This is a genomic window from Moorena sp. SIOASIH (assembly GCF_010671925.1).
Taxonomy (GTDB): domain Bacteria; phylum Cyanobacteriota; class Cyanobacteriia; order Cyanobacteriales; family Coleofasciculaceae; genus Moorena.
In genome coordinates, this window is the sequence record NZ_JAAHIH010000002.1 from 821682 (window position 1) to 848364 (window position 26683).

Consider the following 26683-nt stretch of genomic DNA (forward strand, 5'->3'; position numbering starts at 1 on the left):
TCACCAACTCTCTGGACAGTATCTAGGCTCTGATATGTCACTCGAAACATTGAACAAAAAACAACAGAAAACTTCTCCAGTTGCCAAGAATTCAACTCAATCAGTGGCTGCTAAAAAGGAGCTATGGGAAGCAATTAGAACGCTCATTAGCTTACAAAATCAAGCTCCACCCTTAGTCTCTGTTTCCCGAGAAAATCCACTTCCTCTCTCTTTTCCTCAAGAGCGGTTATGGTTTTTACAACAGTTGGAACCAAGAAAAGCTGCTGCTTATAATATGCCGTTTGGGTTTCGCATTTCCGGCTCACTCAATCCATTGGCTTTAGAGCAAAGTCTGAATGAACTTATTCAACGTCACGAGGCTTTGCGAACGATTTTTACCTTAGTTGAAGGTCAACCCACTCAAGTAATTTACTCCTCGTTTTCCTTTCGTTTATCTGTAATTAATGTACAGAGATTCCCTCAAAAACAACGGGAAAATAAGGTAATGGAATTAGTGAAGGTAGATATTGAGCAACCGATTGAATTGACTCAACTGCCTCTGTTTCGAGGAACACTTTTTAAACTTGATGAACAGGATTATTTTCTGTTACTGAATGTTCACCATATTATCGTCGATGCCTGGTCAAAAGGAGTTTTATTTCAGGAGTTAGCAACACTCTACGAAGCATTTTCTCTCGGTCAATCTTCACCCCTCCCAGAACTTCCAGTGCAGTATGCGGACTTTTCGGTTTGGCAACGTCAATGTATTCAAGGTGAGTTTAAAGAGACTTTGATAAACTATTGGAAGCAACAACTTGGCGATAATTTACAAGCCTTAAAGCTGCCAACTGACCATCCTTATCCGACTAATCCTAGCCATTCTAGTGCCTACAATAAACAGTTACTTTCTGTTGAACTCACGACTCAACTTAAAAGCTTCAGTCGAAAAGAAGGAGCAACGTTATTTGCAACGTTATTAGCTGCATTTAAGGTGCTATTATATCGCTACACTGACCAAGACGATTTTTTTGTGTGTAGTCCAATTGCGAATCGGAGTCGGAAAGAAACAAAGGGATTAATCGGTTACTTTGCGAACTTACTGATTCTACGGACACAGTTGAACCTAAACCAAACTTTTCGGGAGTTTTTGAGTCAAGTTCGTCAGGTTGTTTCCGGAGGTTACGCTTATCAAGATTTACCCATTCAAGAAATTATTAACGCTCTAAATTTACTGCAAACTCCTCTATCTAAGGTGATGTTTGCACTGCAAAATACAACAATTCATACCTTAAAGTTACCCGGTTTAAATGTCGAAACATTCAATCTTGATAGCGGAACAGCGGATTTTGATCTCTATCTCTATCTGATTCAAGAAGGTGATACTTTTGCTGCTATCTTCAAATACAATGCTGATTTATTTGAGGAAGCAACCATTGCTCAAATGCAGGAGCATTATCGTACTATTCTGGAAAACATTTTAATCAATCCAGAGCAGTCTATTTTGGATGTACTCCCTTTGAGCGCAACTGAACAGCAACAATTAGAGGAGAAACGAGCCAATCAATCTACATTCAATCCATCCAGTAATTCGTCTAAACCTGCTTATATTGCACCCCGCAATTCAACTGAACTCAAACTCGTTCAATTATGGAGTAAAGTATTAGGAATTGAATCCATTGGAATTCGAGATAACTTCTTTGATTTAGGTGGACAGTCCTTAATGGCGATGAGTTTGTTTACTCAAATTGAACAAACCTTCGGTAAAACGTTACCTTTGGCAACACTACTAAAATCTCCAACCATTGAACAACTGGCCGAAATTCTTGCTGAAAACGAATCTTCTCTCCCTTGGTCTTCATTAGTTCCACTTCAACCTCGTGGCTCTAAACCGTCTTTCTTCTGCATTCATGGACAACAAGGAAATGTGTTGAACTTACGAGAATTAGCCAAATCTCTAGGTTCAGAGCAACCGTTTTATGGATTGCAAGCTAAAGGGTTAGATGGCAAACAAATGCCTGACTTTACAATCGAAGCAATGGCGGCTAATTATCTTAAAGAAATTCGCAGTGTTCAACCCCATGGCCCCTATTTTCTCGGGGGAAACTCTATGGGGGGTACGATTGCTTTTGAGATGGCACAACAACTTCAACAGCAAGGAGAAAAGGTGGCATTACTGGTGATGTTTGACACTTTCAATAAAAGTGCTTTTCCTCGCCTTGTATTCCGAAACCAACACTACTTCAAATACTTATCCCAATTGGGACTATCCAAGTCACTATTTGAGGAACTCAAAGAGGTTACTCAACGCCAACTGCAAGCCATCCTTTGCCAGCTTTATCTACGTTTAGGAAAACCTCTACCTCATCATCTCAGTCGTGCTATCGTAGCTGAGGCTAATATGCAGGCAAAGTGGGCTTATTCACCACAGGTTTATTCCGGTAAAATTACCCTGTTTCGGGCTAACAAACCTGCTAAATTTAACAAGTTTTATTTACCGAATCAAGCAGATTGGGAAACTCGTGATCCTGAACAGGGCTGGGGTGATTTAGCAAGCGATAAATTAGAAATTCACGATGTACCGGGAGACCATTATTCAATTTTTTATCAACCAAATGTACAGGTGTTAGCTGAGACTTTAAAGGCTTGCTTAGGTTAGTCTCACTTTTCATTGAATTAATGTTAACCGAAATAATGTTTACTCTCAATACAGCAGGAGATTTCACAATGAATACAATGACTTATGATGTAGCAATTTGCGGTGGTGGTTTAGCGGGTTCAACTTTAGCTAGACAGTTGAAGTTAACAATGCCTGATCTTTCTATTATTGTCCTGGATCGTTTGGCTCGACCTCTACCTGAAGGTGCTTTTAAAGTTGGAGAATCAACGGTTGAAGTGGGTTCCTATTATCTGGCTGAAATACTTCAGTTTAGCGATAATTATTTCAAACTGAATCATATGCCAAAGTTGGGACTCCGTTTCTTCTTAGGTGATGCTCAAGGTAAATTTGAAGAACGTCCTGAACTCGGACTCTCTAAATTTCATTCGCCTTCCTCCTATCAAATTGACCGAGGTAAGTTTGAAAATGATCTGCGAAACTTAAACATTGAAGCAGGAATTGAATTTTTAGAAAATTGCAAGGTTCTTGATATTATCCTATCTGAAAATAATCAAGAATTACATGAAATTATTTACACTCAAGATGACACGAAGCAAAAGAATACCATTCAAGCTAAATGGGTTATTGATGCGATGGGTCGTCGTAGATTTTTGCAGAAGAAACTGGGTTTAGCTCAACGGAATAGCTCTAAACATAGTGCGGTTTGGTTTTGGGTAAATGAACGGGTGGATGTCAGTGATTTTGTTCCCAAAAGTAACCAAAACTGGCATGAGCGTGTCCCTGGAAATCAACGATATTATTCAACCAATCACTTGTGTGGAAAAGGCTACTGGATTTGGATGATTCCCCTCCCCGGTAACTATACCAGTATTGGGATTGTCACTGATGAAACGGTTCATCCTTTCGGAGAACATAACACTGAGGAAAAAGCATTTAATTGGCTCCAAACCTATGAACCTACTCTAGCTAATCATCTTCAAGGGATTTCAACTCAAAAATTTATGAAGATGCCTCACTATAGCTATTCCTCTAAGCAAGTTTTTTCGAATAATCGTTGGGCTTGTGTTGGTGAATCTGGGGTATTTCCCGATCCCTTCTATTCTCCTGGTACTGACCTAATTGGATTTGGAAATTCTCTCGTCACTCAGATGATTGAAGCGGATTTGCAAGGTAAGTTGACTTCAGAAATAGTGGCGGAAGCAAATCGCTTTTTACTCACCTATGCCGAAGGGGTAAAAGAGAATATTAACAAAGTTTACTCCTGCTTTGATCAAGATTTGGTGATGGCAATTAAGGTAATTTGGGATACCCTATCCGGCTGGGCATTTAGTGCGCCTCTGATGTTTAATTCGATTTTCCTTGACTCTGAAAAACGGGCAAAAATTCGTCAAGGTTCAGGTCAATTTTTTCTGTTAGCTCACCGGATGCAAAAGTTGTTTATAGACTGGGCAGAACTCTCGCAAAATCGGGGAACCTATGGGTATATTGATTACTTGGAAATGGATTTCGTAAAACAATTGCGATCGCGAAATTTACAATCCAATAAAACTGAACAGCAACTCATCGATGATCATATTGCTAGTTTGGAAATGTTTGAGGAACTTGCCCAGGTAATTTTTCGCATGGCACTTGAAGATACAATGCCTGAAAAATTAGCTGATTTTCCGGAGTCTGCCTGGTTAAATGCTTGGGCAATTAGCCTCAATGAACACCGATGGGAAAAGGATGGATTATTCCGCCCCAGAACTCAACCCCGTGACTTACATCCAATGACTCAACAGCTGCGAAAAAAAATTAATTTTCCTTCAGTTGTTAAGCAACTTGTCACGGTTTAAGGATTCACTTAAACTGAGTAATAAGGTGGGTATTTAACTCACCTTGACCTCAACAAAAAATGACACATATCAGGAGTTTACGATGAAAACTTATACACAGTTACAAACATCGGTCTGTATTCTTGGTTCTGGCCCTGCTGGTATTGTTCTCGGAAGTATTCTGCTGAGAAACGGGATAGACTGTATTATCATTGATAAATACAATCGTGAAGAAATTTATGCCAGAGGACGAGCCGGAGTGATTGAAAGTACAACGGTTGAAATCCTCAGAAAAAATGACCTGGCGGATACCCTGCTCAAAAAGGCTTATACTCACGGTTCTTGTGAGTTTCGCTATCCCGATAAAAGCCTAATTTTTGAATATGCGACCTTAAGTGGAGGAGATGTTCATTATGTTTATCCTCAAAGCGATCTCAACGATGATTTGATAGAAAAATATATCAAAGATGGCGGTAAGTTACTCTTTCATCATGAAGGCAAAAAGATTTTTCAAAGTGATGACAAAGTCGAAGTTGAATGTTCTGATTTAGATAGTCAAAAAACTGTAATCATCCAAGCGGATTTTGTAGCTGGATGTGATGGTTATCATGGGTTAGCTCGTCAATCTGTTCCCCCTGAAGCTGTAGAGATTTACCGCAAACAATACAACTATCGCTGGTTAGCCATTTTAGCCTACGCTCCCCCTTCAGCCCAGCATACTCTTTATGGTGTACATCCAGATGGTTTTGCGGCTCATATGCTTCGCAATAGCAAGATTTCTCGCTATTACCTTCAAATTCCCAGCACCGATACTTTAGAAGATTGGTCAGATGAACGCATCTGGGCTAATTTACACCAGCGGCTTGCTAAAGAAGGATGCCCATTAAATGAAGGTGAAATCTTTCAAAAGCGTATTATGGAGCTGCGAAATTATGTGATGGAACCCATGGGTTATCAGCGATTATTATTAGCAGGAGATGCGGCTCATATTATTACCCCAATGGGTGGAAAAGGCTTAAATTTAGCGGTGCAAGATGCGGGAGTTTTAGCAGAAACACTGATTAGCTACTACCTCGAAAACCATGATATTTCTTATCTTGAGCGGTACTCCAAAATTCGCTTGCCCTACATCTGGCGTGCTCAAGAATTCTCTTACAGCTTGTTAACCATGCTGCACTCACCGGAAGGAGAAGATTTAGAAGATGTGCGTTTTCGACGCAAATTAAGTGAATCCAAACTGTCTCAATTGACAACTTCATTAACTTTTGCTAAAAATTTTGCCCGAAACTACGTTGGAATTGTTTAATTTTTTAAATTCCTTGGGAGACCAGGGAATTTCAGACCATTACATTGTCAAAATTTTTAGTAGGTATACCCATGAATGTCAGGACTAAGTCTACCGCATTTTACGTCGCTAGTTCATTTCTATTAACTTTGGGAATCAGTTTTCCAGCAGAAGCTCACTTTGGTTTTGATTTCCATGAGCATGGACAACAGGATTCCTCAAATGTTTCTTCTTTCACCATTCCGACCAATGCTACTGAAGCTTCAAATACTCTTGAAATCACAGCAGATGGTGACACTCCAGTTGTATTACCTGATGTAGATCGTCCAGGGTTTTGGCTATTCAGTGACAACGCAGAGTTTGTTGAAATCGGTGACAATACTGATGGGCAGTTAGCACTCTTTGATTTCATTACCTTACCGGGTGGGCCACTCCCTCACTATCACACCCTTGAAGATGAGTTTGTCTACGTTCTTGATGGAGAAATCACCTATCAAGTCAGAGATCAAGTCTTTACGGCGACACCTGGAACCTTCATTTCTAAACCGAAAGATGTTCTCCACGCTTTTGTTAATGCAGGTGAAAAACCTGCCCGTCACATAGAGTTTGTAATCCCAGCTGGAATTGATGGCCTATTTGAACTGCTGGGTCAACCGGGAACCTCTGATAATCCACCTTTTCCTCAACTTCCAACACCTGAATTATTAGAGGGTGGCTTCCAACTGTTGAGCGATTTTGGGGTGGTGGCACCTGACTCATTACTCATTACTCCCCCTCAATTTGGAATTACGCAAGAGGGTGATCCTGAACTTGTTGTAATTCGTCCGGGTGAAGCTGATGGAGAAGCGAGTGCGACACTGATTGTTAGTAATCCTGAAGATGACTCAACTGTTGCTGAAATTCCTGTTACCTTTGAGGATGGAGAACGCATTCAGAACGTAGAGATTACGGGTATTGAAGGTGCAGAAAATCAGAACTTTGAACTGACCTTAGTTGATCCGATTGATACCAGTATTGCACTCCTACAAAATAAAGCCCTTTTAACCTTGGGTGAGGATAATACTTACACCTTAACTGACGGGTATTCTCCAGATGATTTTCCTCTGTTACTCCCTGATCCGAATCCGAATTCTTTTTGGTTAGGTGGAAGTAATTATACACAGGTTGCTAACCTGAATCAAACGGAAGGACTGCTCTCATTATTTGATGTGTTTATTCCCGAACAAAACTCAGGGATTGAAGAATTATTAACAGCTCCAACTGATTTAGCACTCTACACGTTGGATGGAGAGCTAACTATTAATGTTGCCGATCAATCCTTTAGTGCTGATCCGGATACCTTTATTTACTTGCCAGAAGGAAGCAAGTACAGTTTTAGTAACTTTGAAACATTTTCCGCTCGCACTCTACTATTTACGGCTGATAATCCGTCTGAATTAGAAGAATTTGTTATGACATTTGGGATTTCAGATGATCAAGACAATGTAAATATTCCTGAGCCTTCTTTGATTTCAGGTTTACTACTTATGGCTTGCAGTGCAGGTTCTCTGTTGAAGAAAAATCGGAAATCATTAGATCAGAAGATTAATTTTCGAGTCAACTGAATTTTATAAAGGTTATAGTGAGACCATTATAAAAAACGTTTATATTGGAAATTTAGGGGGAATTAAATATTCTAAATTCCCCCACAATCAACAAACAAGCATAAGTCGTGTTTTTTCCAAAGATGAGCAAGATAAACTATGGGTTCCATATCATTAGACCTCTTGCATAAGTCTCATAAACCTTGGTGAATACAAGGCAAAAGGCAAAAGGCAAAAGGCAAAAGGCAAAAGGCAAAAGGCAAAAGGCAAAAGGCAAAAGGCAAAAGGCAAAAGGCAAAAGGCAAAAGGCAAAAGGCAAAAGGCAAAAGGCAAAAGGCAAAAAGCAAAAGGCAAAAGGCAAAAGGCAAAAAGCAAAAGGCAAAAGGCAAAAGGCAAAAGGCAAAGGCGATAAATTTTGATTTCATATTTATTTTGGCAAGAGGTCTATTTATTAGCAAACAATAACTATTCTTAAGTTTTAGTTAGAATTACTTACACACTTCATTGAGTCTAATTCAACTATAAAATTGAGATAATTCCTACGATAAATAGCAAAACTCGTCACTTTTTGATGCTAAACTGATTAGATTTTTCGATAAATTATAAAACTAAAATTACGTTTTTTTACTGTTTTTTAAATCAGTAATCAGTGAAATATAATTTTTTTATAATCACCTAAACGATATTAATTAGGTTTGAGCAAAAAATCAATCAAAAAACTTATCAAATTAGTTTCCACAACAATCTAATCATATTCAATATTTTAAAGTTTATGTATTCATTGTTTCAGTTTATTTTATCCCAACGTTCTATTCGTTATAGTCTATTGTGTGTACTCACAGTTTGGACAAGCTGGCTGATTATTCTTGAACCCAGTCGAGCTATTTATAACCTGATTGAACATTGGGAATTTGCCTTCACAATGGTCTTTGGTTCCATGGTTGCAGGAGCGACAAGTATGGGAGGAGGGGCAGTTGCTTTTCCAGCTTTAACAAAGTGGCTTCACGTCTCTCCCCCCGATGCAAAACTCTTTTCTTTAGCCATTCAAAGTATTGGAATGAGTGCCGCATCTTTTACGATTGTTGCTATGAAAACTCCAGTAGAATGGAAGTTAATTCGTTGGGTGAGTTTAGGGGGAATTCCAGGTATTTTTATGGGAACAGCTTTTCTGGCTCCTTTACTTCCTCCCGAAGTCATTAAAATTTCATTTACAATGATGGTGAGCAGTTTTGCCCTCATTTTAATTCACTTAAATTTAACTAAGACTGAACGTAAATTGACGATTGAACACTGGGGTAAACGAGAAAAAATTTTATCTCTAGTCGTCGGAGTGATGGGGGGTATGATTAGTGGGTTAGTTGGGAGTGGAATGGATGTTTTTGCCTACTCTGTAATGGTGTTACTGTTTGGCTTGTGTGAGAAAGTTAGCACTCCAACGTCAGTAATTTTGATGGCAATTAATGCCGTCACAGGCTTTTTAATTCATAACTTTATCCTGGGGGATTTTGTCACTCCCGTCAGTAATTATTGGTTAGCGGCGGTTCCGGTTGTGGTAGTGGGTGCGCCAACCGGAGCAATTCTTTGTAGTCTGATGAAACGCCAAATGGTGGTTGGGATTTTGATTAGTTTAATTGTAATTGAATTGCTGACTTCTTTACTGTTGATTCCGCTCACGACATCTGTAGTTTCGGCTGGATTTTTTGCCCTGATTTTATTTACTTCATTTTATTATCTGATGTATCGCACAAAACTGAGACGCGCTTAATTGAGTGATTCTTGGTTTCATCATTAGACTTCTGGCAGAAGTCGGGAACAGGGAACAGGGAACAGGGAACAGTGGACAAGAATTGACGCAAAGCGATGCATCGCTTTTGAAATTAGGCAAAAATTCGGGCGAAAATTCCCACACTCCCCGCGCCCGGGCCCCGCGCCCCTCATAAGGGTAGGTTTTTTACAAAGACCTCAGGTGTGGGGTGTGGGGTGTGGGGTGTGGGGTGTGGGGGATAAGAAAGGGATGCAAAGCGCGAGTGGGGGAAACCCCCGCAGGTCGGCGCTGCACCGCTTTTTCGTTGTTTTCCTTTTCCTCTCCCTCTGGGTCGCCCCATGTTTGACCTTAATGTAAAAAACCTACCCCTGTGAGGCCCCGCGCCCGGGCCCCACACTTCCGATCTTTTTTACAAATATGAGATGCACCCGATGGGGAGATGGCCAGATGGGGAGATGGGGGAGGTTTTTATTAAGGGTAATTATCCTGACATGATATGAGAGTTGATATAGCAGTCGCCAGGGCAGTTAGGACATGACAAAAGTCTCAAACCTAAATAAGCGCAAGAGTTTGACTTCTGACTTCTGACTTCTGACTTCTGACTTCTGCTATATCATGTCAGGATTCGGAATAGTTTTCAGCTGGCAACGGCAGGCCAAGGCAACCATTCCCCCCCGCCAAGATGCCCAGCCGTGTCAACCCGACATCGATTCATGGAACAAAGCCTATAAAGGGGAGAAACTTTGCCTAGAATAACTCAAATTAGGCAAAGTTTCTATTGGTCTAATCTACTCTTTGTTACAAACGTTTACCTCTTGTTCAATTTTGCACGTATTTCTTCTTTACCCGACGATCATCATCTGGATCGTCTTGAGACCGGTCTTCTTGTAGCCGGTGACACAGAGGGGGTTTTACCTGTAGGGTACCTAGACTTTAATTTCTTAGTAACATTGTCGGAGATAATTTTTACCCGGCGTAGTATCATCAAATCATTCTTAATAGATACAGACTTCGTAGGTAACTCTTTATTGATTTCAGTTATGGCTTTGGAAATATCAGGTTGATTGCCATTATTAGCAAATTTAAGCTTGAGTGCATTACCTAACTTGTTAGCAATTTTAGTTAACCCTGCTTCTGTGCTATCGTTATACTCTCCTAGCTTAAATTTAATTAATGTAGCCGTTGAATCATCATTATCTAGACTGCCAACTTTTTGGATAGTGATCTCATTTAAACTCGTTTGGAAATGATGTTCCATAAAACCTTTTACTGGTGCTGGAATCCTGGTTGGTGGTATCATTTTACTTTCACCGATCATCTTCCATTGTTCTAAATCGTTATTAAAGTTGAGTCGATCTTCTGGTCGCCCTTGATTTTGCATCCAGCTGGGAAAGTCTAATGAACTTTGAGGAGATACAGTCCATCTCAAGCCATCCCAATCAGCAATTTTAAAATCCTCGCCGTTAGGCCCTTTGGCTCGAATCATTGTTCCTGGTGAGAGTTCAGAGCTGGTTGGGGAATAAGTTGTGCGCAGCATACCTGCATAGGATTTTTTGCCATCAGTTTGAGTACCATATCTGGGTAGATGGTTATCAGTATTAGGAGTCAATTCATGATAAACTCCAGGAGTGGTAAGTTCTTTTGCCATTTTTTTGAGTTCATCGTTGTCATCTCTGTTGGCATCATTGGCGATCGCCTCTAGCTTGGTTTTCACTGTAGGATCGAGAGGTATCTTGGCATTATCTTTGATCTCGTTTGTTATTGGTGTGGTGACATAGTAAACAAAGGGCAGTGCTTGATCTCGACCACCTACTGACATTTGATAAGGTTTAACTGTTTGTCCTGAAGCATCTTGGTATTGGTAATTTAGTCCAAATCGCTGGATGGTTTCTCCGGCAGATAATTGTTGAGAATACTGATTAAAGTTACTGAAGCCACCCAATGTGAGAGCTCCAGGGTCTGTTCTGACCAGCTTTGCGAGTTCGGTTTTGGAGATTACTTTTGTAGACATTTCAATACTCGAAGCTTGTTGCAAGCGAGTATAATTGTCATAAAGCAAACGAGTAATAATTTCTATATCACTGTCGTTATAATTTTGTGGTTCCTTTGTACTGAGATCGTTTTGAAAAGCTTTTACTAACTTGTCACCGTATTTTCTAATATCACCACTTGTCCCTTGACCTGCTGCTATCTTATTAACAATGGGAAAGGGCACAAATGTTGGAAAGTGACCGTACTTGTCTGCAATTTGTCGATATACCTCAATATCTGTGCTCGGGGTGTTAGCTTTATCTTTCCAGCGTCGAGCAATCTCAGTAAGCTTATTAATAGTAATTTCGCTACTCTTGTGATTACTTCTGACGTAGTTGTCCATTCGGGCAAGCAATAAAGGATTGGAATCCTCTAACAGTTTATTTTGTTTATCGGAAAACTTCGGTACTTCTAAAGTAGCTTCTGAAAAGTCTAAATTTTGCCAACTAATATAGTTATTAGTGTTGTCGGTTTTGAGCATAACTTGCTTCTTTTCTTCATTGCACTTATCGATCTCTGCTTGAAACTTGTTCCTCTCACTATCATCAGTGGCTTCGTTGAGTTGTTTTTGCCATTCCCATTGCCTATTATTGATCTCGTTCACGTCTGCAAGTGCTTGATCAGTCAGGCGATGAATAGTGATTTTATCAACCTTAGGGTCATTGGTAAAAGGTTGCATCCGCTGACGCAGCTCAGGTAATTCTACGTTCCAGAAAACTGTGGATGCAGCAATATTTTTCGGAAGAAAGACATGGACTTCACCCTCAGCATTAGAAGCAAATTCTTTAGACACGCTAGCCCAGACATGATATTGATTGTCCCATATATAACCAATTTGCTCATCCATTTCAGTGGTAATCTTCAGTTTATCCCAAAGTTCACCAATTTTTGTTTTATTGAGAGTTTCGGCATTTTCATCCGTAACTCCAGCACTTCTGAGAATTTCTTTGTCTTCAGCAGCAAATCGACCAATGGCATAGGAACTCCACAATAGAGTTGAACCCTGAGCAGCTACTGGACCAAATGCTCGAATAAACTCGGATACTTCTTCGTGAAAGGCTTCAACTAAGTTTTGTCTTCCTTTTTCCCCTGCTGCTCCACCTTCATAGAAATAACCGTAACCTGGTCCTATGCCTTCGACTCGATTGTTGTATAAAGCTTTAACAAAGGTCCGAAAATACTCGTCAGCTCTAGTTTGGTCTATACTTCCATCTGAGTGTTCTGTAACTTTATCAATAAAATCCTGTTTATATTTCTCTGTCATTTTGTCCAGAAAGTTTTCCAGAGAAATAATTGTCTTATTGGCAACGTTAGCTTCAGGCATAATTCTTAATCTCCTAATTGAATAGCTGTCAGTAATCAGCAATCAGCAATTTAGCGGCGTATGATGGGCGATTAAAACCCTCATCAACGCCTACCACTAATTAGTGACCTTATAGTTTTTGCCTACTAGATATAGTGTCTTTGCGTAAGTCCTGAGCTAGTTAAAATTGCTTTGGACTTTGATCAGGATATAGGAATGCTATATCCATTTCCAGAAATCTACATTTTCTGTGGTTTGAGGATAGCCTAACAAGCTATGATAAAACTTTGGTTTATTTCGGGCGAGTTCCTCTTCTTAGTGTAGAGCCAAGGGATGGTTTACCTGTATAGTGCTTAGAGTTGTTGTTCTTCCTCGGTTTAACCGGAGCTTTTGGTCGGCGTCCCATCATTACATCAGTCTTCATAGGTCCAGACCTGGTAGTTAACTCACTATTGATTGCAGCTATGGCTCTGGGAATATTAGATTGATTGTCATGACTGGGAAATTTAAGCTTCAGTGTATCACCCAATTTGTTAGCAATTTTATTCAACCCTTCTTCTGAAGTATCATTATACTCTCCAGGCTTAAATTTAATTAATGTAGCCGTTGAATCATCATTATCTGTACTATTAACTCTTTGGATGGTGATATCATCTAAACTCATTTGGAAATGGTGCGCCATAAAGGCTCTTACTGGTTCTGGAAGATTGGTTGGTGGTGTAACTCTATTGTCACCTACTATCTTCCATGGTTTTAACTCTGCCTCAACATTGAGTTGGTCTTCTGGTCGTCCCCGATCCTTGAGCCAATCTGGTAAATCTACTGAACTTTGAGGAGATACAGTCCATGCCAAACCATTCCAATCAGCTATTTTAAAATCTTCGCCGTTAGGTCCTTTGGCTCGAATCGTAGCTCCTGGTGAGAGTTGAGAGTTGGAAGTGGAATAAGTTGCTCGCAGCATACCTGCATAGGAGCTTTTGCCATCAGTTTGAGTACCATATCTGGGTTGATCATAGGTATACTGAGGAGTAAGTTCATGATAAACTCCTACAGCAGTGAGTTCTTTTGCCATTGTTTTGATTTCATCGTCGTCGCTTCTTCGGGGGTCATTGGCGATCGCTTCTAGTTTCGCTTTCACTTTGCGGTCGAGGGGTATCTTGGCATTATTTTTGATCTCCTCTGTCATGGGTGTGGTGACATAGTAAACGAAGGGAAGTGTTCGATCTTGTCCAGCTGCTGACATCAGATAAGGTTTGATCATTTCTCCAGAATCATTTTGATATTGGTAATCTAGTCCAAATTGTCTGATTACATCGCTGGCAGGTAATGTTTCCGAATACTGATTAAAATTACTGAACCCAGTCAATGTTGGGTCTCCCGATTCTTTTTTGAGCAGATTTTCAATTTCGGCTTTGGAGATGACCTTCATATAAGTTTCAGTATCCGAAGCTTGTTGCAAGCGAGTAGAATTTTCATGGAGCAGACGAGTAATAATTTCCAGATCACTGTCGCTGTAATTTGGTGGGTCTTTTTTACTGAGAGCATTTTGAAAAACTTCTACTATCTGATTAGTATATCTGTCGAGCTCATTTGCCGTCGCTTTTCCTTCTGCTATCTTGTTAACAGTTTCGTTGCGAGTGATACTACCCAGTCCGTAGTTCTGAAGAATTTGAGCAAGTACTTTAGGATAACTATCAGGTAGTTGAGATTTATCTTGGTCTGATTCTCCTTCCCTTGTGATTTTACCCATTTGTACAAGGATATTATTGGCAGTAATATTGCTGAACTTATTGTTCATTAGTTGCTGGTAATTTCCTTGCCTAGTAACATCACTCCCTATGGTGACATCTAAGGAAATCAAGCGAGGGTCTCTTCGATTGACCACAATTTGGCCACTTACACCATCCTGGAGGTAAACCTTGGGATTTCGGCGACATTCATCAATGTAATTATCATCGAGCAGTTGTAGTGTAGTTCCTTTGCGCTTAATCTCATCCGGAGATTTCAGGAGGTCATTTAAAGAATTGCTAGCATAATCTAGGGCATAGACTTGCTTGAGAATGTCAAGCTTATTTGGACTTGGTCTGTTAGCATATTCTGCTTCTGCCCATGTTCGCAAACTATTGATATCTTGATTAACTGTTGCTGGGACTCTGTATTCTATGGCAAACTCAGTTGCTGCTCTAGACAGTACCATGTTCACATATTCTTTCAAATCTCGAGTTCTGAAGTTGTTGACAAAGCGTTCGTCAGAGTTTTGTTTGAATACTAGATAACGCTCGTTCATCACTTGATCGAAAGCACTCACAAGTTCTCCGTATTTGCCTTGTGGATCCCTGCGATAATTTGCCAACGCTGTATTCCAGGCTTGGGTCACTGCCGATTTGTTAATTTTGTTAAGATTGTCAGTCATTTCGTGAGCTGCATTAGTATTCTCTTTGCTCAACTGGTCAAACAACCTCCGTAAAAAGGATTCTTCCTTTGTCTTAAATTTTTCCCAGTCTTCGTTCCGTTCTCCTAATTTGAAGCCAGTATAGATATCACGTATATAGGTAATTGTGTTATTAGCAATAAATTCCCAGCGGTTACGGGTAGCGGTCCGACCTACACCGCCACCTATTTTGAGGGTAACACCTTGCCCAGTCTCAATTGGTACTTCAGCACTCAAGTCGCGGGTATACTCATCAGAAATTCGTATATACTGAAGATAGTATGAACCAGCATTCTCGGCTAAACTAAACTCTATTTTGTTAGTTTCCCCATCTTCCAAACTAGGTTCTAATCGAACTGTATCGTTGCCAATAGTTGCGTCTACTATCGACTCATCAATATTCAGGTTTGTCCTGCTGTTCAGCTGTTCAATAACTCCTTTAATTGTATCCTGTAAAGATTCGGTACTTGAAAGTTTAATTTCTACTGAAATACCCTTACCTTCAGTGTACTCGTTATCAGCTTTGAGAATCTCGGTATAGGTTGCTTCTACTGATAAAGAACCAGCGATGGAGGAAATTACATCCCCCCCGACAGTAAAGGAAGCTGCCTGAGAAATTTCTTTACCTAGGGCAATTTGTTTAGCATTAAATACTTGATTCAGGTCATCTGATGGAATAAAATATTGAGGAGTTTTGAGTAACGTTTTAAAATCCTGCAAATAATCATTAAACTCATAATCCCAGTTCAAAGGAGTTTGTCCCTCAGGAAAGCTGTCATAATACAAATTGGCTAACTGTGAATATTGTACACTGATAGCCTTGAGATACTCGGCGCGACTACCTACACTATCACTGTCAAATATTCTCGACTGAATAGATATACCTCGGTCTTTCTTTAATATTTCCAGTCGTTGTTTAACTTCCGCAGGTGAATCTGGGCTATCCTTACGGTTCGCTAATTGAGTAAATTCCTGATATTCCCAGTACAAATTACGCAGGGCATCTTTGAGTTCATGACGCAATTCTCGGAGGGCGTATTGGTTTTCCAAAGTTGGATTTGACTTGATGTCTGTTTTCAGAGCATTAATACCAACCTGTAAATTCTCAAGTTTTTCAGCACCTTCACGGCCTTGATATACGGTTTTTGTCCCTCCTTGCTCAATAGTAAAATTAACATACTCTGGTTTTTTGATGCTATAAATTACTGAAGGCGATCTGTGTTCTAGCATATTGTCGAGAAAGTTGATCGTACGGGAGCTTTTCTCTAACTTCAGTTTATCCGTTCTGCCGATACCCAATTCTACTAACCCTGTGTTCAGACCTAATTCGCTGCTACCGGATACTGCACGAAAGTCTGTAGTTCGGTAGTCAACTGTTGACTCTGGGGGTACGGTAAAACTGTTGCTTGTATCTACCAAACCTAGAAGTTGTGCATTGCGATTCAGTTCTGATTGCTTTCTACGTGCTTCGTCACGGAGCTTAAGAGCTTTCTTCTGACGGAATAATTTCTCGAAAGGAGTTAGATTGAGTGGATTTTTGTTAGCACTGTATTGTATCATAGCGGTGCTAATACGGCTAGTTTCTGCCTGTACAAAATCCTCAATTCTGTTATAAGTACGTTTCTGTCCAGATTGTATGTCTCCTGTCAATTTTGCTGATGCAGATAAGGTTTCTTCGTCATCTGACCCTAGGTTTCCACCTAAACTTAAAGAGACAAGTTTGCTATTCTCTACCTGGATACGGCGATCGTTGTTGACGGTAATTGAGTAAGACAATTCACCATTAAGGGTGACACCAGCTGTGAGAGCAGATAAGATGCCGAACTCAGCTCCTAAACTTAAGTTAACTTTAATTTTTTGTGAATTTCCTGGTTTGCTTAAAAGAGGGGTAAATTGCTGGTTTAGCTGTTCCCGTATTTGCTGAGTTATTTTCTCTGATAAACTAGCACGGGCGTTGAGGTCTAAAAGTGTGAGAGTTCTTTGATATGTGTTATCTGGAACTGTTTTAGACAGAGTTTGCAGAGACTTGTATAAAGCTTTTTTTTGTTCTTCTGTAGGTGGACTGCTCAGACTGTTCAATTGGGTTTGAATAGTTTGTTTTACTGTGTTGAAAGATTGCAGTTGCTGGTTAATTTTTGAAACTAACTTATCTTGTTCTTTTTCTAGTTTTGGCCTGTCATTTTTGTACTTCTTTACAAGAGAGATTTTCGACTCTTGTTCCTGTTCAAATTGAGCCTTCGCTTCCTCTAAGGTTTTACCATCGAGTAATGTATCTCTGGTTAATCCTAGTGCTGTCAAAAGTCCTTGAGCGTCTGTGTTCAGTTCTGATCTCTCAGCTATGGAGTCTGGATCGCTTGCGTCCTTAAGCTCGTCTAATCGTTGTACAGTTGAGATATAGGATAGTTTGTAGCTTAAATCAGATATTTCTGATTCTAGCCCTACAATCTGTCTATCCTCTGCTGCAATTTGGGCTTTGATCTTATTCAGTTCACCTGGTTGAAAATTGTCTAACTTGGTGATAACTGTCTGCATCAAATTTTTAAATTGGTCAAAATCAGAAATATCGATTTGACTTGTTTCAGTTGGCATGATGATTATTTCCTATTTGTGGTAGTAAAGAAATAGCTTTTATAAGGTTGGGCTTCAAGGTGTAGATTCCTGCTAGTAATAGCTGAGGCTACCCCTTGAAGCCACAGTTAGGTTGGGTTAAGAGGCAAAACCCAACCTAAAGAGGATTAGGCATCCTCAGCTAAACCGTAGTATTGAGCCATGTATGCGATAATTTCTGGTGAGTGGGGCTGCAATTCTGGTAAATGCTCTTCTAAAGCATCCCGCACTGCATCCGCAAACTGCACAAAATTATCTGTTTTGTTCTTCACAAAAGGCTCCAATGTTTTAATCAGTTGCCAGTTGCTTTCAATATTCAATGCCCTGGCATCTTTAGCTAACTGAGAAGCAGCATTATCATTAAAATCTTGTAGCAGACGGCTGACAAAAGTAACTCGGTGCATAATCCGCCAGCAGGCTGGTTTTTTCTCACTTTGCTTGGCTTCCCGTAGGGCTTGAGCATTAGGGTCGTTGCTCTGCTCAATCCAGATCGGGTCTACTACTTTACCATAGAAGTCTTCAAAGTTTTCTGCTTTAGGCTCTAGGTAGAAAGTCATAAACCGATAGGCATCGACCTTGCCAGGAACTTTAATCGGATTACCCTCAGTATCATACTGGAGCAAATAATCTACATAGGTTGACTCCCAATCTTTTTGATCTTCAGGAACTTCATATTTGTACAAGTTGTTCTGGGGATTAACCTGAACTTCAACTCGGAAAGATTCAGACGTTTCCGCACTTTTAGATTGGGTCATGTTCAGATGACCGCCTGTACTACCATTCAAATCAAATCCAAAAGAGCCAGCAGCAGATACATTCAAAGAAATACCGCCAGTAAAATTGGTATTAAAAGAATAGGAACCACTACTCGATTCTTGCCTGACATCCATAGTATTAGTGGTTTCAGCATAGAATCCCCCGTCTGCTGTCCACACATAGGTATTCGCAATATTGCGAGTAGCAAATTTTTCTGGTAAGCTTTGGTCTTTGGTCAGGGCATCGGCAAGACTGCCAAAGGTGCTAGCAGCTCCTAAACCTATTCCTCCAATAGGAATAGCTCCAGCAGCACTGGCTAAAAGTCCTGCATTGGTGCTCATTACATCTTTGAGAATGCTATTAGATAGGGGTGAGGCATCGTAGTTCTGATAATAATTTGTTAACTCTGCCGCTTCCCTCTCAATTTGCCGTTTCAGAGCATAGGTTTCTATGGGCTTAAAGTAGCTATATTCTCCATACTGAGTGGCTTGGGGATAATCTGGGTCAGTTTGAACGCTGCCATCAGGTTGATAACCAACTTTACCATCTAGGGTTCCCTGTTTAGTATAGCGGGGGTTGATGGGGAACGAGATAATGTTCCAATCTTTGGGAATATCAGGGTTGGGCTGAAAACGATAGGAAATCAGAGCGTTATTGTGAGCTAAACGTAACGCAAAAACGTCAGCTGTTTCTGATTGTACCAGGGCAAATCCCTGATTATTAGGAACATACCGTTGGCCTAAGCGGGGATTGAGCAGATTATTTTTATCTTCCCAATAACCTACGGCAGTTGCCCGCATATTTCTGGTCACTGTTCGCCCACTAGTGATTCTGCTTTCATCAGTCCAACCGCCGGAGGATTGAAACTTGCCACTACCTGAGACCTTTAATTGTACTTTGGCTTTGAAGGAAACACCAAAACCAAGGGGAGCAAGTAGAGTCCGTAGGTCTAACTCTACACCTGTAGACATTGCTGCTTCAAAGGAAGAGTCAAAACCATTTTCTTTGGAACTAGAGAAGTTATAATTTACATCTTCTGCTTCAATTAATTCTACTGTGCTAGCTTGTTTGTAAGTGTCAGTGTCTCCAAGCGATACGGGGCCGACGGTCATGTTTTCACTTGGTATAGGTGGTGCGCCTTCGATGTAACCAATAATTTGAGGGTCGAACTGTACCTGAGAGACCCATTCAGTAATCAAATTACCGACTTTGTAACCAGTAATTAACCGCCATTTACCATCTTTAATGTAAGTGTAGCAGCGTTTGAAGACTCCAGTTAGATTCTGCTGGCTGTCATATTGCATATCCCCGTACTCGGTGACAGCAGGACTACTGTCTATCTGGGCATTGAATACAGTTTGAATTGCTGCTAAGGCTGAACGCACTTGAGGAATATCGTTGCTGATCGGAGCATCAGAAAAAACAGATGTCGGTTTGCCTGCTTGTGCTCGCAGGATCAGATGATTTCCCATCAAACTGCTGTCTTTCAACTCATTATCAAAAATTTCATCAAAGGTGTAATTAGCGATTAGGTCTTGCTTTTCTCCTTTGAGGCGGGTAAATACATTGTCGAGAATTTGCTCTTGGGTGCGTACGACTTTCCAAACTCGTACTTCTTCCATAATGCCATTGAAGCATTGATCGTAATTTGAAGGACCACCACCAGCTTTGTGAGCGCCAAGGGTGAATTGAGAACTCATCGGGAACACCATTGAATCATTAGATGCTACTGATTCTGTTCCTAGGACAACACCATTACTATAAAGGAGAAACTCGGAAGCTTCTACATCTGGATTTTTACACCAAGTCGCACCTTTAATTTGAGCGTGGTTGCCTCCTTTGAAATCATTGGCTAGATTTCCTTCGTTTTCTTCCAACTGCCACCAGGCAACTAAACCTTCTTCCTGCCCGGTAAGATTTCGGTGAATTTCACCTTTTTCTAGTGCCCGACTCCAAAGCTTTACTTCGGCAATTTTACCCTGAAAATAACTGTTACCTATTCTGCCAATTTCTAAGGGCTGACTATTACCTTCAGGACTAACAGGGGGTTCAATCACTCGACTGCATACCAGCAAACCATCAATATACATTTTCAGTTCTAGCCACTGAGCAGTTCCTTGACCAGTGATGAATGTCGGTTGCTCGGAGGTAGTTGCAGTATCCTGGTCTCTCAACCCTTGCTTGAGCTTTTTACCTCGTTTTTTGGAGGCAACGTAGTCAGCTTTCATTGCCTTGTCAATTTTTTGATTTTCACTAGAGGTAAAATCACCAGTCTTGGCATCAATATCTGCTACATCTCCAGTGCCCCAAGCATCGGGGTCTGCTCCACTGTCAGTAGTTTGAGTAACTTTTTGACGAGTAACAGCGATTTTGTGAACTGTATTGGTCTGAATTTGGTTTGCAGGAGACTCTAATTTATGAATCCTGCCTTGACTGTCTTCAAAGGAGAAAGTCAGTTGACCTGCTTCTACTTGCAAAGCATAGGGTACACTTTCTTTTTCTAACCCATAACCCATCTGACCTTTACTGAGAATACTGCGTAAGTTGCTGTCACTCACCTGTACTACTGTTTCTATGGTCAAGTCCTCACACAGATTGAGTGCCCGGTTTTTGCCGCAGTCGAGATAGTCGTTACCATCGAAATTCAGGGCATAAGACTGGTTATAACTGACAGCCAAATGATTCCAGTTATCAAGGGGGAAGACATCCTTAGTTTTGAGGTAGCTATCTCCTACTCCGGCAAAGACTTTGTAGCCTTCCTGGAGGGGAGAAGAGACATTAGTAGGACTGCCATGTATCGTTCCATCATTGCCATTGCCACTATAGTCTTGGGCTGTTCCACCTTCAAAGTGCCAGTAACCTACTAAACCGGGTTCGTTACCAGTGAGTCTTCGATCTTTATTAGCTTGGATTTGTTCTTCGCTGCGGGCATAGTCCCAGATGCGGACATCGTCAATTTGACCTTTAAAGTAGTTATTTCTAGTTTGGCTCCTACCAATATTCAATGGTTGGTTCGGAGTTCCAATCGGACCTGTAAATGTTCTTGTCGAAGGCTGTCGGTTACCGTCAATGTAAACAATTATTGTATTTGAGGTGTTATCCCAAGTATATGCAATGTGATGCCACTCATCATAACTAGGACTATTGTTGTCGAGTGTAACTTTTTCACCAGATCTTTGCAGCTCAACACGTATCTTGCCTTGATACCAGAATAGGTTGTATCCATAATCACTCCAACCACCTCCTGTATAGAGGATCAAACCATCCTGATTGCTAATTTTGTTTACCCATGCCTCTACGGTAATGGCTTCAGTAATTTGGATTTGGGTACCGCAGTCTACATAATCATTGGAGCCATCAAACTCTAGTGCTGAGGAGCCTTGCTCTAGTAACCCCAGAGTATATTGACTATTTTTTGATCTGTCATTATAAACTATTATTCGAGCTGCAGTGCTGACTACTTTGGGTTTAACCCATGCCTCCAGAGTTAGGTTAGCAGTAGCATCCATCTGAGGTATTTCATCCTCACCTATAGCTAGATATTGACTTTGTCCATCAAAGTCTAAAGCCAAGCCAGGAGCATCAGCTACCCAACGACAAGAAGGAGCATCCCCTAAACTTGTGACTGTGCCATTAGGAATTGTGCCTGCGGTTGCCTCCGAATAGACCAGAAATTGTCGGGAACTCTTTTCTTGTTGTAGATTTTCTTGTTGTAGATCACTATTGTTTATTAAGGCTGGAGGAGATGACACATTTTGAGGATTACCATATATAGTTCCATCATGGCCATTGCCACTATAGTCCCTGGCTGTACCTTCTTCAAAATGCCAGTACCCTAATAATCCAGATTCTTTACCGCTAAGTCGGCGGTTCATATCAGCTTTGATTTCTTCTAGGGTGCGATCGCGATTCCAGATACGGACTTCATCAAGTTCACCATTGAAATATCTGGCACTGTTGCTTTTGCTTAGCCTGCCAATGACAACTTCTAGGGAGTCGGTAAAGTCGCTTGGAGCAGATTCTTGTACTTGTAGAGAACCGTCTACATACAGTGACATATTGGTGCTGCTCTTAACCGCTGCCAGATGATGCCACTGACCATCAGTGTAAGTATTTGTAGTGAAAAGGCTAGTTCCGCCACTGCCTCCTATTGGCTGGCGATGCAAGTAGCGCAAGGTTCCCTGAGGACGGACTTCAAGCAAAATACCGTGATTGTAATAAGTAGCAGCAAAAATGTCTAGTGTAGAGGAGACAGAGGTCTTGAACCAGGCTTCAACAGTGTAATTGTTGCGGGCAAAATCAATTACTCTACAATCTATATAATCACCTGAGCCATCAAAACTCAGTGCTGAGAGAGTTACAGAAGTATTGGCAGATGCATCAGGAGTATTGACAGCATAATCGGAAGCGTAATCGTATAAAACCAAATAAACTGGAGTCTCTTCTTCTACATCTAGAGATACACTGTTGACAGGAATACTGCTGGAGTTGACTGAAACTTCTGCACTTGTGGTAACTGTGGTATCACCAATTTTCAACACCGCACCTGCTGCTAGCTGGCGGTTGGTTGTTTCTACTAGAGTAAGTTCACTGACTGTACCGGATGTTGCTGCGACTTGTGCTAAATAGAGAGGCTTTGCCTGTCCATTGAGAACTTTGCTAAACATCCGGGGGTCTCGCGGCACATTTTCCCAGGTTTCGGTAATCCCTGTTTCCGAGTTAGCAATAGTAACTTCACAGGTATCATCACTATTGCCATCACTAATAGTAATGGTAGCAGCGTTTGACTCAGCACCAGTTGAACGAGCGAGAAAGCGAACTTTGCCTCCATCTGTATCAATAACTTTTTGAGCTCGGGCTGTTTTAGTATCGTAGTAAGCAGTAAAGAACTGGGTGTTGGTTCCTTGGAAATAAAGAGCTAGTTTACCCATAGCACTGTCAAATAGCTGGGGGGTATCACCAGTATGGGCAAAGCCTAGTAATGCCCCGGAAGCAGTCAAGCCATCAGAGTCGGTATGTAACAGAGCCATGGGCAATGATACTTGACCGTATAATGTTTCTTTTTTGCGCTCAAGTTGTTCTTGTTTGGTACTCAGGCTAGCTTGTTTTTGACTTAGCTCTGCCGTTTTACTATCGAACTCAGCCTTTTGAGCTGTTAAGGCAACCTTTTGATTTTCTAATACACTAATTACTGTCTTTAATCTCTCAATTCCGTCCTCGAATCTTTGCCTTGATAAAGATATAGATACCGTGACTGGATATGAGCTATGATTAATGAGTTGATAGTCAAATAGGGATAGTAATGAAGGAGAAGAAGAAGAAAAGGATACAGACTCTGCTTCAGTTTCTAATAATGGTTGTAATTCTTGTAATTGATTTTCAAATTCCTCCTTATCTTCAGAGATTATTTGCAACCTCTCAGGTATTATTCGTAATTCTTCAATCTCTGCATTAAGTGTTTGAATCTCTCGTTTCAGTTGGCTAACTTCCGCTTCTAAACTCCCAACTGCAGCAAAAGAGGTCTCGATAGAATCACCATCAAGATCCGTTCGATTGAGCCAACTCAAAGAGAGATTATCTGGTACCTGTGTTAGCTTCCCTTCACGAGAAACAGCAAAATCTAATCCAGCAATGTACTTGTTAGTGGTTGTCGCTCCATTGGCATCGGTTCCACCTGTAGCCACTGCCAACATCACCCGGGCATTAGTTTTCATCGGCTTGCTTTCTTGCTCATTACCGATTTGAGCATCTTCTTGTTGGAAATACTGCACCGCTGTTAATCCTGATTCAATGGTGCGCCCAGTAAATGAAAAACTATCCCGACTCACCCCTGGATGATTGCCAATGAGGGCATCTGACTTTTGCCAAGTTGCACCAGAAATCGTACCGTTGTTAGCCGAATCAGTTTGGTCATAAACTGTAGTACCAGTATTTTCATCAAAGCGCCAGTAACCAACTAATCCTGGTTCCCTTCCTACCAAGCGATGATGCCTATCCTCGTTAATTTCATAACCACTACGGGCGCGATTCCAAATCCGGACTTCATCTATACAACCGTTAAAATTATCGGCATACCCTTTGGCTAGAAAAACATTTTCATTACCTGCTGTAGCTGCACTATGAGTAATAATCTCCTCACCTGCAAAAGCACCGTCAATGTACCAGGTTAGTGTCCTGCTCTCGAAATTCCTGACAATCGCAATATGAGACCATTCATCCCGCAGCAGTCCAAAACTACTTAAAATTCCCTGAAAAGTATCATGATTGATATTGGCCTCACTAGGATTATTACCACCAGTACCGTAGTAATAGGAAAGTTTGCCGTCTACTTCTAGGGTAATTGCTCCCTCACCGTTATAGGCTTTACAGAAAAGACTTTGCCTGTTGGCCAAAGACAAGGGTTTGACCCACATTTCGATGGTCTGACTGCCTGTAATCTGTAATTCCGAGGGATTCCCTAAATCCACATAATCATCAGTACCATCAAAACTAAGTGCTGATTCTGCTGCACCCTGGGCACTAAGAATTGGCACTAACTCCTCATTCGTAAAGGAGTCTACTCCACTACGACGTTGGAAAACGGCATTCTGATATTCTGGGTTAGGGCTAGTGTAATAGATAGTGCCTTTAGTATTAAACAAGCCATCACCAGCCCGCTCAATATTAAAGGAGTCAATCTTGCTAGTAGCACTGTTATAAGCAAAGACTTGCCAGCGCTGAATATTAGCTATCTGGGTCGGCAACAACAGAACTTGGAAACGTCCTCCCTGAAGCTGGCGCACGAAATCTAGTTCTTGGGTAGGCTCATAGAAAGGTTTGCTTTCGATATCTTTAGCCCCTAGACTATCCTTGGCATTAGCTGGTTGGGTTTTGTTGCGGCTGCGTTTATAACGCACTTCCATCTTGGGCTGTAATTGAGCACCTGCAAGGACAAAGCGGTCTAATAACAGAGTATTGTTGACTAGGGGGACTTTATTGCCTCCAGAAAGAACAAATTCGGAGTTATCTCTGGTGCTATCCCCAGATGAGCCACCACCTTCGAGTCTGGTGAGTTTATAGACTATATTTGGGTCACTACTAGCAATAGACTGACGAAAGACATAGATATACTGATCGTCAGAAAGTACCTGGAAAGGCGCATCTGCTGTTAGTCTTGCTGTGGTTGAGAGGAAGTCGTCAATTTCGTCAAGGTTTAATTTTTCTGGCTTGTCTTCAGTTCGTGTTCCTTTCTTGACTGTGGGCATTCTGGTAGCCCCCACCAAGCCATAACCCACCTGGGCAATTTCGTTGGAGAAATACAGGGGGCTGGGATTTTTAGACCAGTATTCTACATCTATTGGTCCTTTGTTTTCATCACTGTCGCTGAGGTCGAGGACTGTGTAATAGATACGTCGCTCATCGTCCATGGCAAAGGCAATCACTGTGCCTTTGTGTCGCACCAGGGTGGGATGTTTGTAGGTTTTGTCCTCATAGGATTTGAGGAAATTATCAAAGATGAAATTATCAAAAACACTTTGGTTGTTCATAACTATTATTTCCTTCGTGTGTAGTGTGCGATCGTGAACGGAACCAACGGTTCACGGTTGCAATTGATACCAGCCTGTAGGGTGGGCAAAAACCGTTTGGTTCAAATGAGTATTAATGATTAGATTACTTTGCCCACCCTACTTTAAACAGATTAGAGGGTGGCCATAAAAGCTCAAAACCCCACCAAATAAGTGACAAATTTTTTTTAATTAGTCTTTGATCAGCGGACAAAAGATTACATATCCCCATGGTTGAGCATGAGGGCAACTTTTCCAACCATACTGACCCTTTTTGGCTGTTTGTCAAGTTAAAATTGGCAATTAGGCAATTAACCCAATTAACAATTAACAATTAACAATTAACCAAATGCGCTCAATCCTAAGCTCAGCATTTGTAAGCCCTGGGTAATTGGGAGCGATGCATCCAGATTGACCGGCTTCGCTGCTACTGCTGTCTCAATGGCTTTGGACTGAATGGGTTTGGAAAAGAAGATGTTTGGAAAAGAATATTTTTGGAAAAGCCTTATCGATTGGCCACTATTTTCCAGTGGCAAGGCAGATATCTGGGTAGGATTCCGCCCCCCATGCCCCCCAATTTTGGGGGGAACAAAACTCTCTAAAGTCCCCCAAGGTTGGGGAATTTAGGGGGCTTTCTCAAAACCAGACGATTGGCAAGGCAGATATCTGGGTAGGATTCCGCCCCCCATGCCCCCCAATTTTGGGGGGAACAAAACTCTCTAAAGTCCCCCAAGGTTGGGGGATTTAGGGGGCTTTCCCAAAACCCGACGATTGGCAAGGCAGATATCTGGGTAGGATTCCGCCCCCCATGCCCCCCAATTTTGGGGGGAACAAAACTCTCTAAAGTCCCCCAAGGTTGGGGGATTTAGGGGGCTTTCCCAAAACCCGACGATTGGCAAGGCAGATATCTGGGTAGGATTCCGCCCCCCATGCCCCCCAATTTTGGGGGGAACAAAACTCTCTAAAGT

Annotated in this window: 12 protein-coding genes; 7 read left to right on the forward strand and 5 right to left on the reverse strand. The window is 41.2% G+C overall.

The features are described 5' to 3' along the window. Nucleotides 1–34 precede the first annotated feature (34 nt). The 6 genes from F6J90_RS11305 to F6J90_RS11330 all read left to right on the forward strand — a co-directional run bounded on the left by F6J90_RS11305 (nucleotide 35) and on the right by F6J90_RS11330 (nucleotide 9043). A complete protein-coding gene (locus F6J90_RS11305; RefSeq protein ID WP_293093027.1) occupies nucleotides 35–2635 on the forward strand; it encodes a condensation domain-containing protein in 2601 nt (866 codons plus the stop codon). 68 nt (nucleotides 2636–2703) lie between these two features. Next, complete coding sequence (locus F6J90_RS11310) at nucleotides 2704–4431, forward strand: tryptophan 7-halogenase (protein WP_293093030.1); 1728 nt, start codon at nucleotides 2704–2706, stop codon at nucleotides 4429–4431. An 82-nt stretch (nucleotides 4432–4513) separates the two neighbouring features. Then, nucleotides 4514–5716, forward strand: a complete 1203-nt coding sequence (locus F6J90_RS11315) for a 4-hydroxybenzoate 3-monooxygenase (protein ID WP_293093033.1) — start codon at nucleotides 4514–4516, stop codon at nucleotides 5714–5716. 71 nt (nucleotides 5717–5787) lie between these two features. After that, nucleotides 5788–7299 carry a cupin domain-containing protein gene (locus F6J90_RS11320; RefSeq protein WP_293093036.1) on the forward strand — a complete coding sequence of 504 codons (1512 nt, stop codon included), beginning with the start codon at nucleotides 5788–5790 and terminating at the stop codon, nucleotides 7297–7299. Nucleotides 7300–7484: 185 nt separating this feature from the next. Continuing rightward, a complete protein-coding gene (locus tag F6J90_RS11325; protein ID WP_293093038.1) occupies nucleotides 7485–7697 on the forward strand; it encodes a hypothetical protein in 213 nt (70 codons plus the stop codon). A gap of 353 nt (nucleotides 7698–8050) precedes the next feature. Continuing rightward, nucleotides 8051–9043 carry a sulfite exporter TauE/SafE family protein gene (locus F6J90_RS11330; protein ID WP_293093040.1) on the forward strand — a complete coding sequence of 331 codons (993 nt, stop codon included), beginning with the start codon at nucleotides 8051–8053 and terminating at the stop codon, nucleotides 9041–9043. Nucleotides 9044–9066: 23 nt separating this feature from the next. Here F6J90_RS11330 and F6J90_RS11335 read toward each other — a convergent pair whose 3' ends face one another. Continuing rightward, nucleotides 9067–9216, reverse strand: coding sequence for a hypothetical protein (locus F6J90_RS11335; protein ID WP_293093043.1), 150 nt, complete (start codon nucleotides 9214–9216; stop codon nucleotides 9067–9069). 442 nt (nucleotides 9217–9658) lie between these two features. Here F6J90_RS11335 and F6J90_RS11340 point away from each other — a divergent pair, with 442 nt between their 5' ends. Next, a complete protein-coding gene (locus F6J90_RS11340; protein ID WP_293093045.1) occupies nucleotides 9659–9799 on the forward strand; it encodes a hypothetical protein in 141 nt (46 codons plus the stop codon). A gap of 100 nt (nucleotides 9800–9899) precedes the next feature. Here F6J90_RS11340 and F6J90_RS11345 read toward each other — a convergent pair whose 3' ends face one another. The 4 genes from F6J90_RS11345 to F6J90_RS11360 form a co-directional block, all read right to left on the reverse strand. Then, nucleotides 9900–12398, reverse strand: coding sequence for a hypothetical protein (locus F6J90_RS11345; protein WP_293093048.1), 2499 nt, complete (start codon nucleotides 12396–12398; stop codon nucleotides 9900–9902). 271 nt (nucleotides 12399–12669) lie between these two features. After that, nucleotides 12670–17397, reverse strand: coding sequence for a hypothetical protein (locus F6J90_RS11350; RefSeq protein WP_293093050.1), 4728 nt, complete (start codon nucleotides 17395–17397; stop codon nucleotides 12670–12672). A 146-nt stretch (nucleotides 17398–17543) separates the two neighbouring features. After that, nucleotides 17544–25697 carry a LamG-like jellyroll fold domain-containing protein gene (locus tag F6J90_RS11355; protein ID WP_293093052.1) on the reverse strand — a complete coding sequence of 2718 codons (8154 nt, stop codon included), beginning with the start codon at nucleotides 25695–25697 and terminating at the stop codon, nucleotides 17544–17546. A gap of 359 nt (nucleotides 25698–26056) precedes the next feature. Then, nucleotides 26057–26251, reverse strand: a complete 195-nt coding sequence (locus F6J90_RS11360) for a hypothetical protein (protein ID WP_293093055.1) — start codon at nucleotides 26249–26251, stop codon at nucleotides 26057–26059. Nucleotides 26252–26683 lie beyond the last annotated feature (432 nt).

Bases quoted from the DNA above. Each gene is read 5' to 3' on its own strand.
- F6J90_RS11320 (WP_293093036.1), top strand. From the start codon at position 5,788: ATGAATGTCAGGACTAAGTCTACCGCATTTTACGTCGCTAGTTCATTT.
- F6J90_RS11345 (WP_293093048.1), bottom strand. From the start codon at position 12,398: ATGCCTGAAGCTAACGTTGCCAATAAGACAATTATTTCTCTGGAAAAC.
- F6J90_RS11335 (WP_293093043.1), bottom strand. From the start codon at position 9,216: ATGAGGGGCGCGGGGCCCGGGCGCGGGGAGTGTGGGAATTTTCGCCCG.
- F6J90_RS11340 (WP_293093045.1), top strand. From the start codon at position 9,659: ATGTCAGGATTCGGAATAGTTTTCAGCTGGCAACGGCAGGCCAAGGCA.
- F6J90_RS11355 (WP_293093052.1), bottom strand. From the start codon at position 25,697: ATGAACAACCAAAGTGTTTTTGATAATTTCATCTTTGATAATTTCCTC.
- F6J90_RS11310 (WP_293093030.1), top strand. From the start codon at position 2,704: ATGAATACAATGACTTATGATGTAGCAATTTGCGGTGGTGGTTTAGCG.
- F6J90_RS11350 (WP_293093050.1), bottom strand. From the start codon at position 17,397: ATGCCAACTGAAACAAGTCAAATCGATATTTCTGATTTTGACCAATTT.
- F6J90_RS11305 (WP_293093027.1), top strand. From the start codon at position 35: ATGTCACTCGAAACATTGAACAAAAAACAACAGAAAACTTCTCCAGTT.
- F6J90_RS11330 (WP_293093040.1), top strand. From the start codon at position 8,051: ATGTATTCATTGTTTCAGTTTATTTTATCCCAACGTTCTATTCGTTAT.
- F6J90_RS11315 (WP_293093033.1), top strand. From the start codon at position 4,514: ATGAAAACTTATACACAGTTACAAACATCGGTCTGTATTCTTGGTTCT.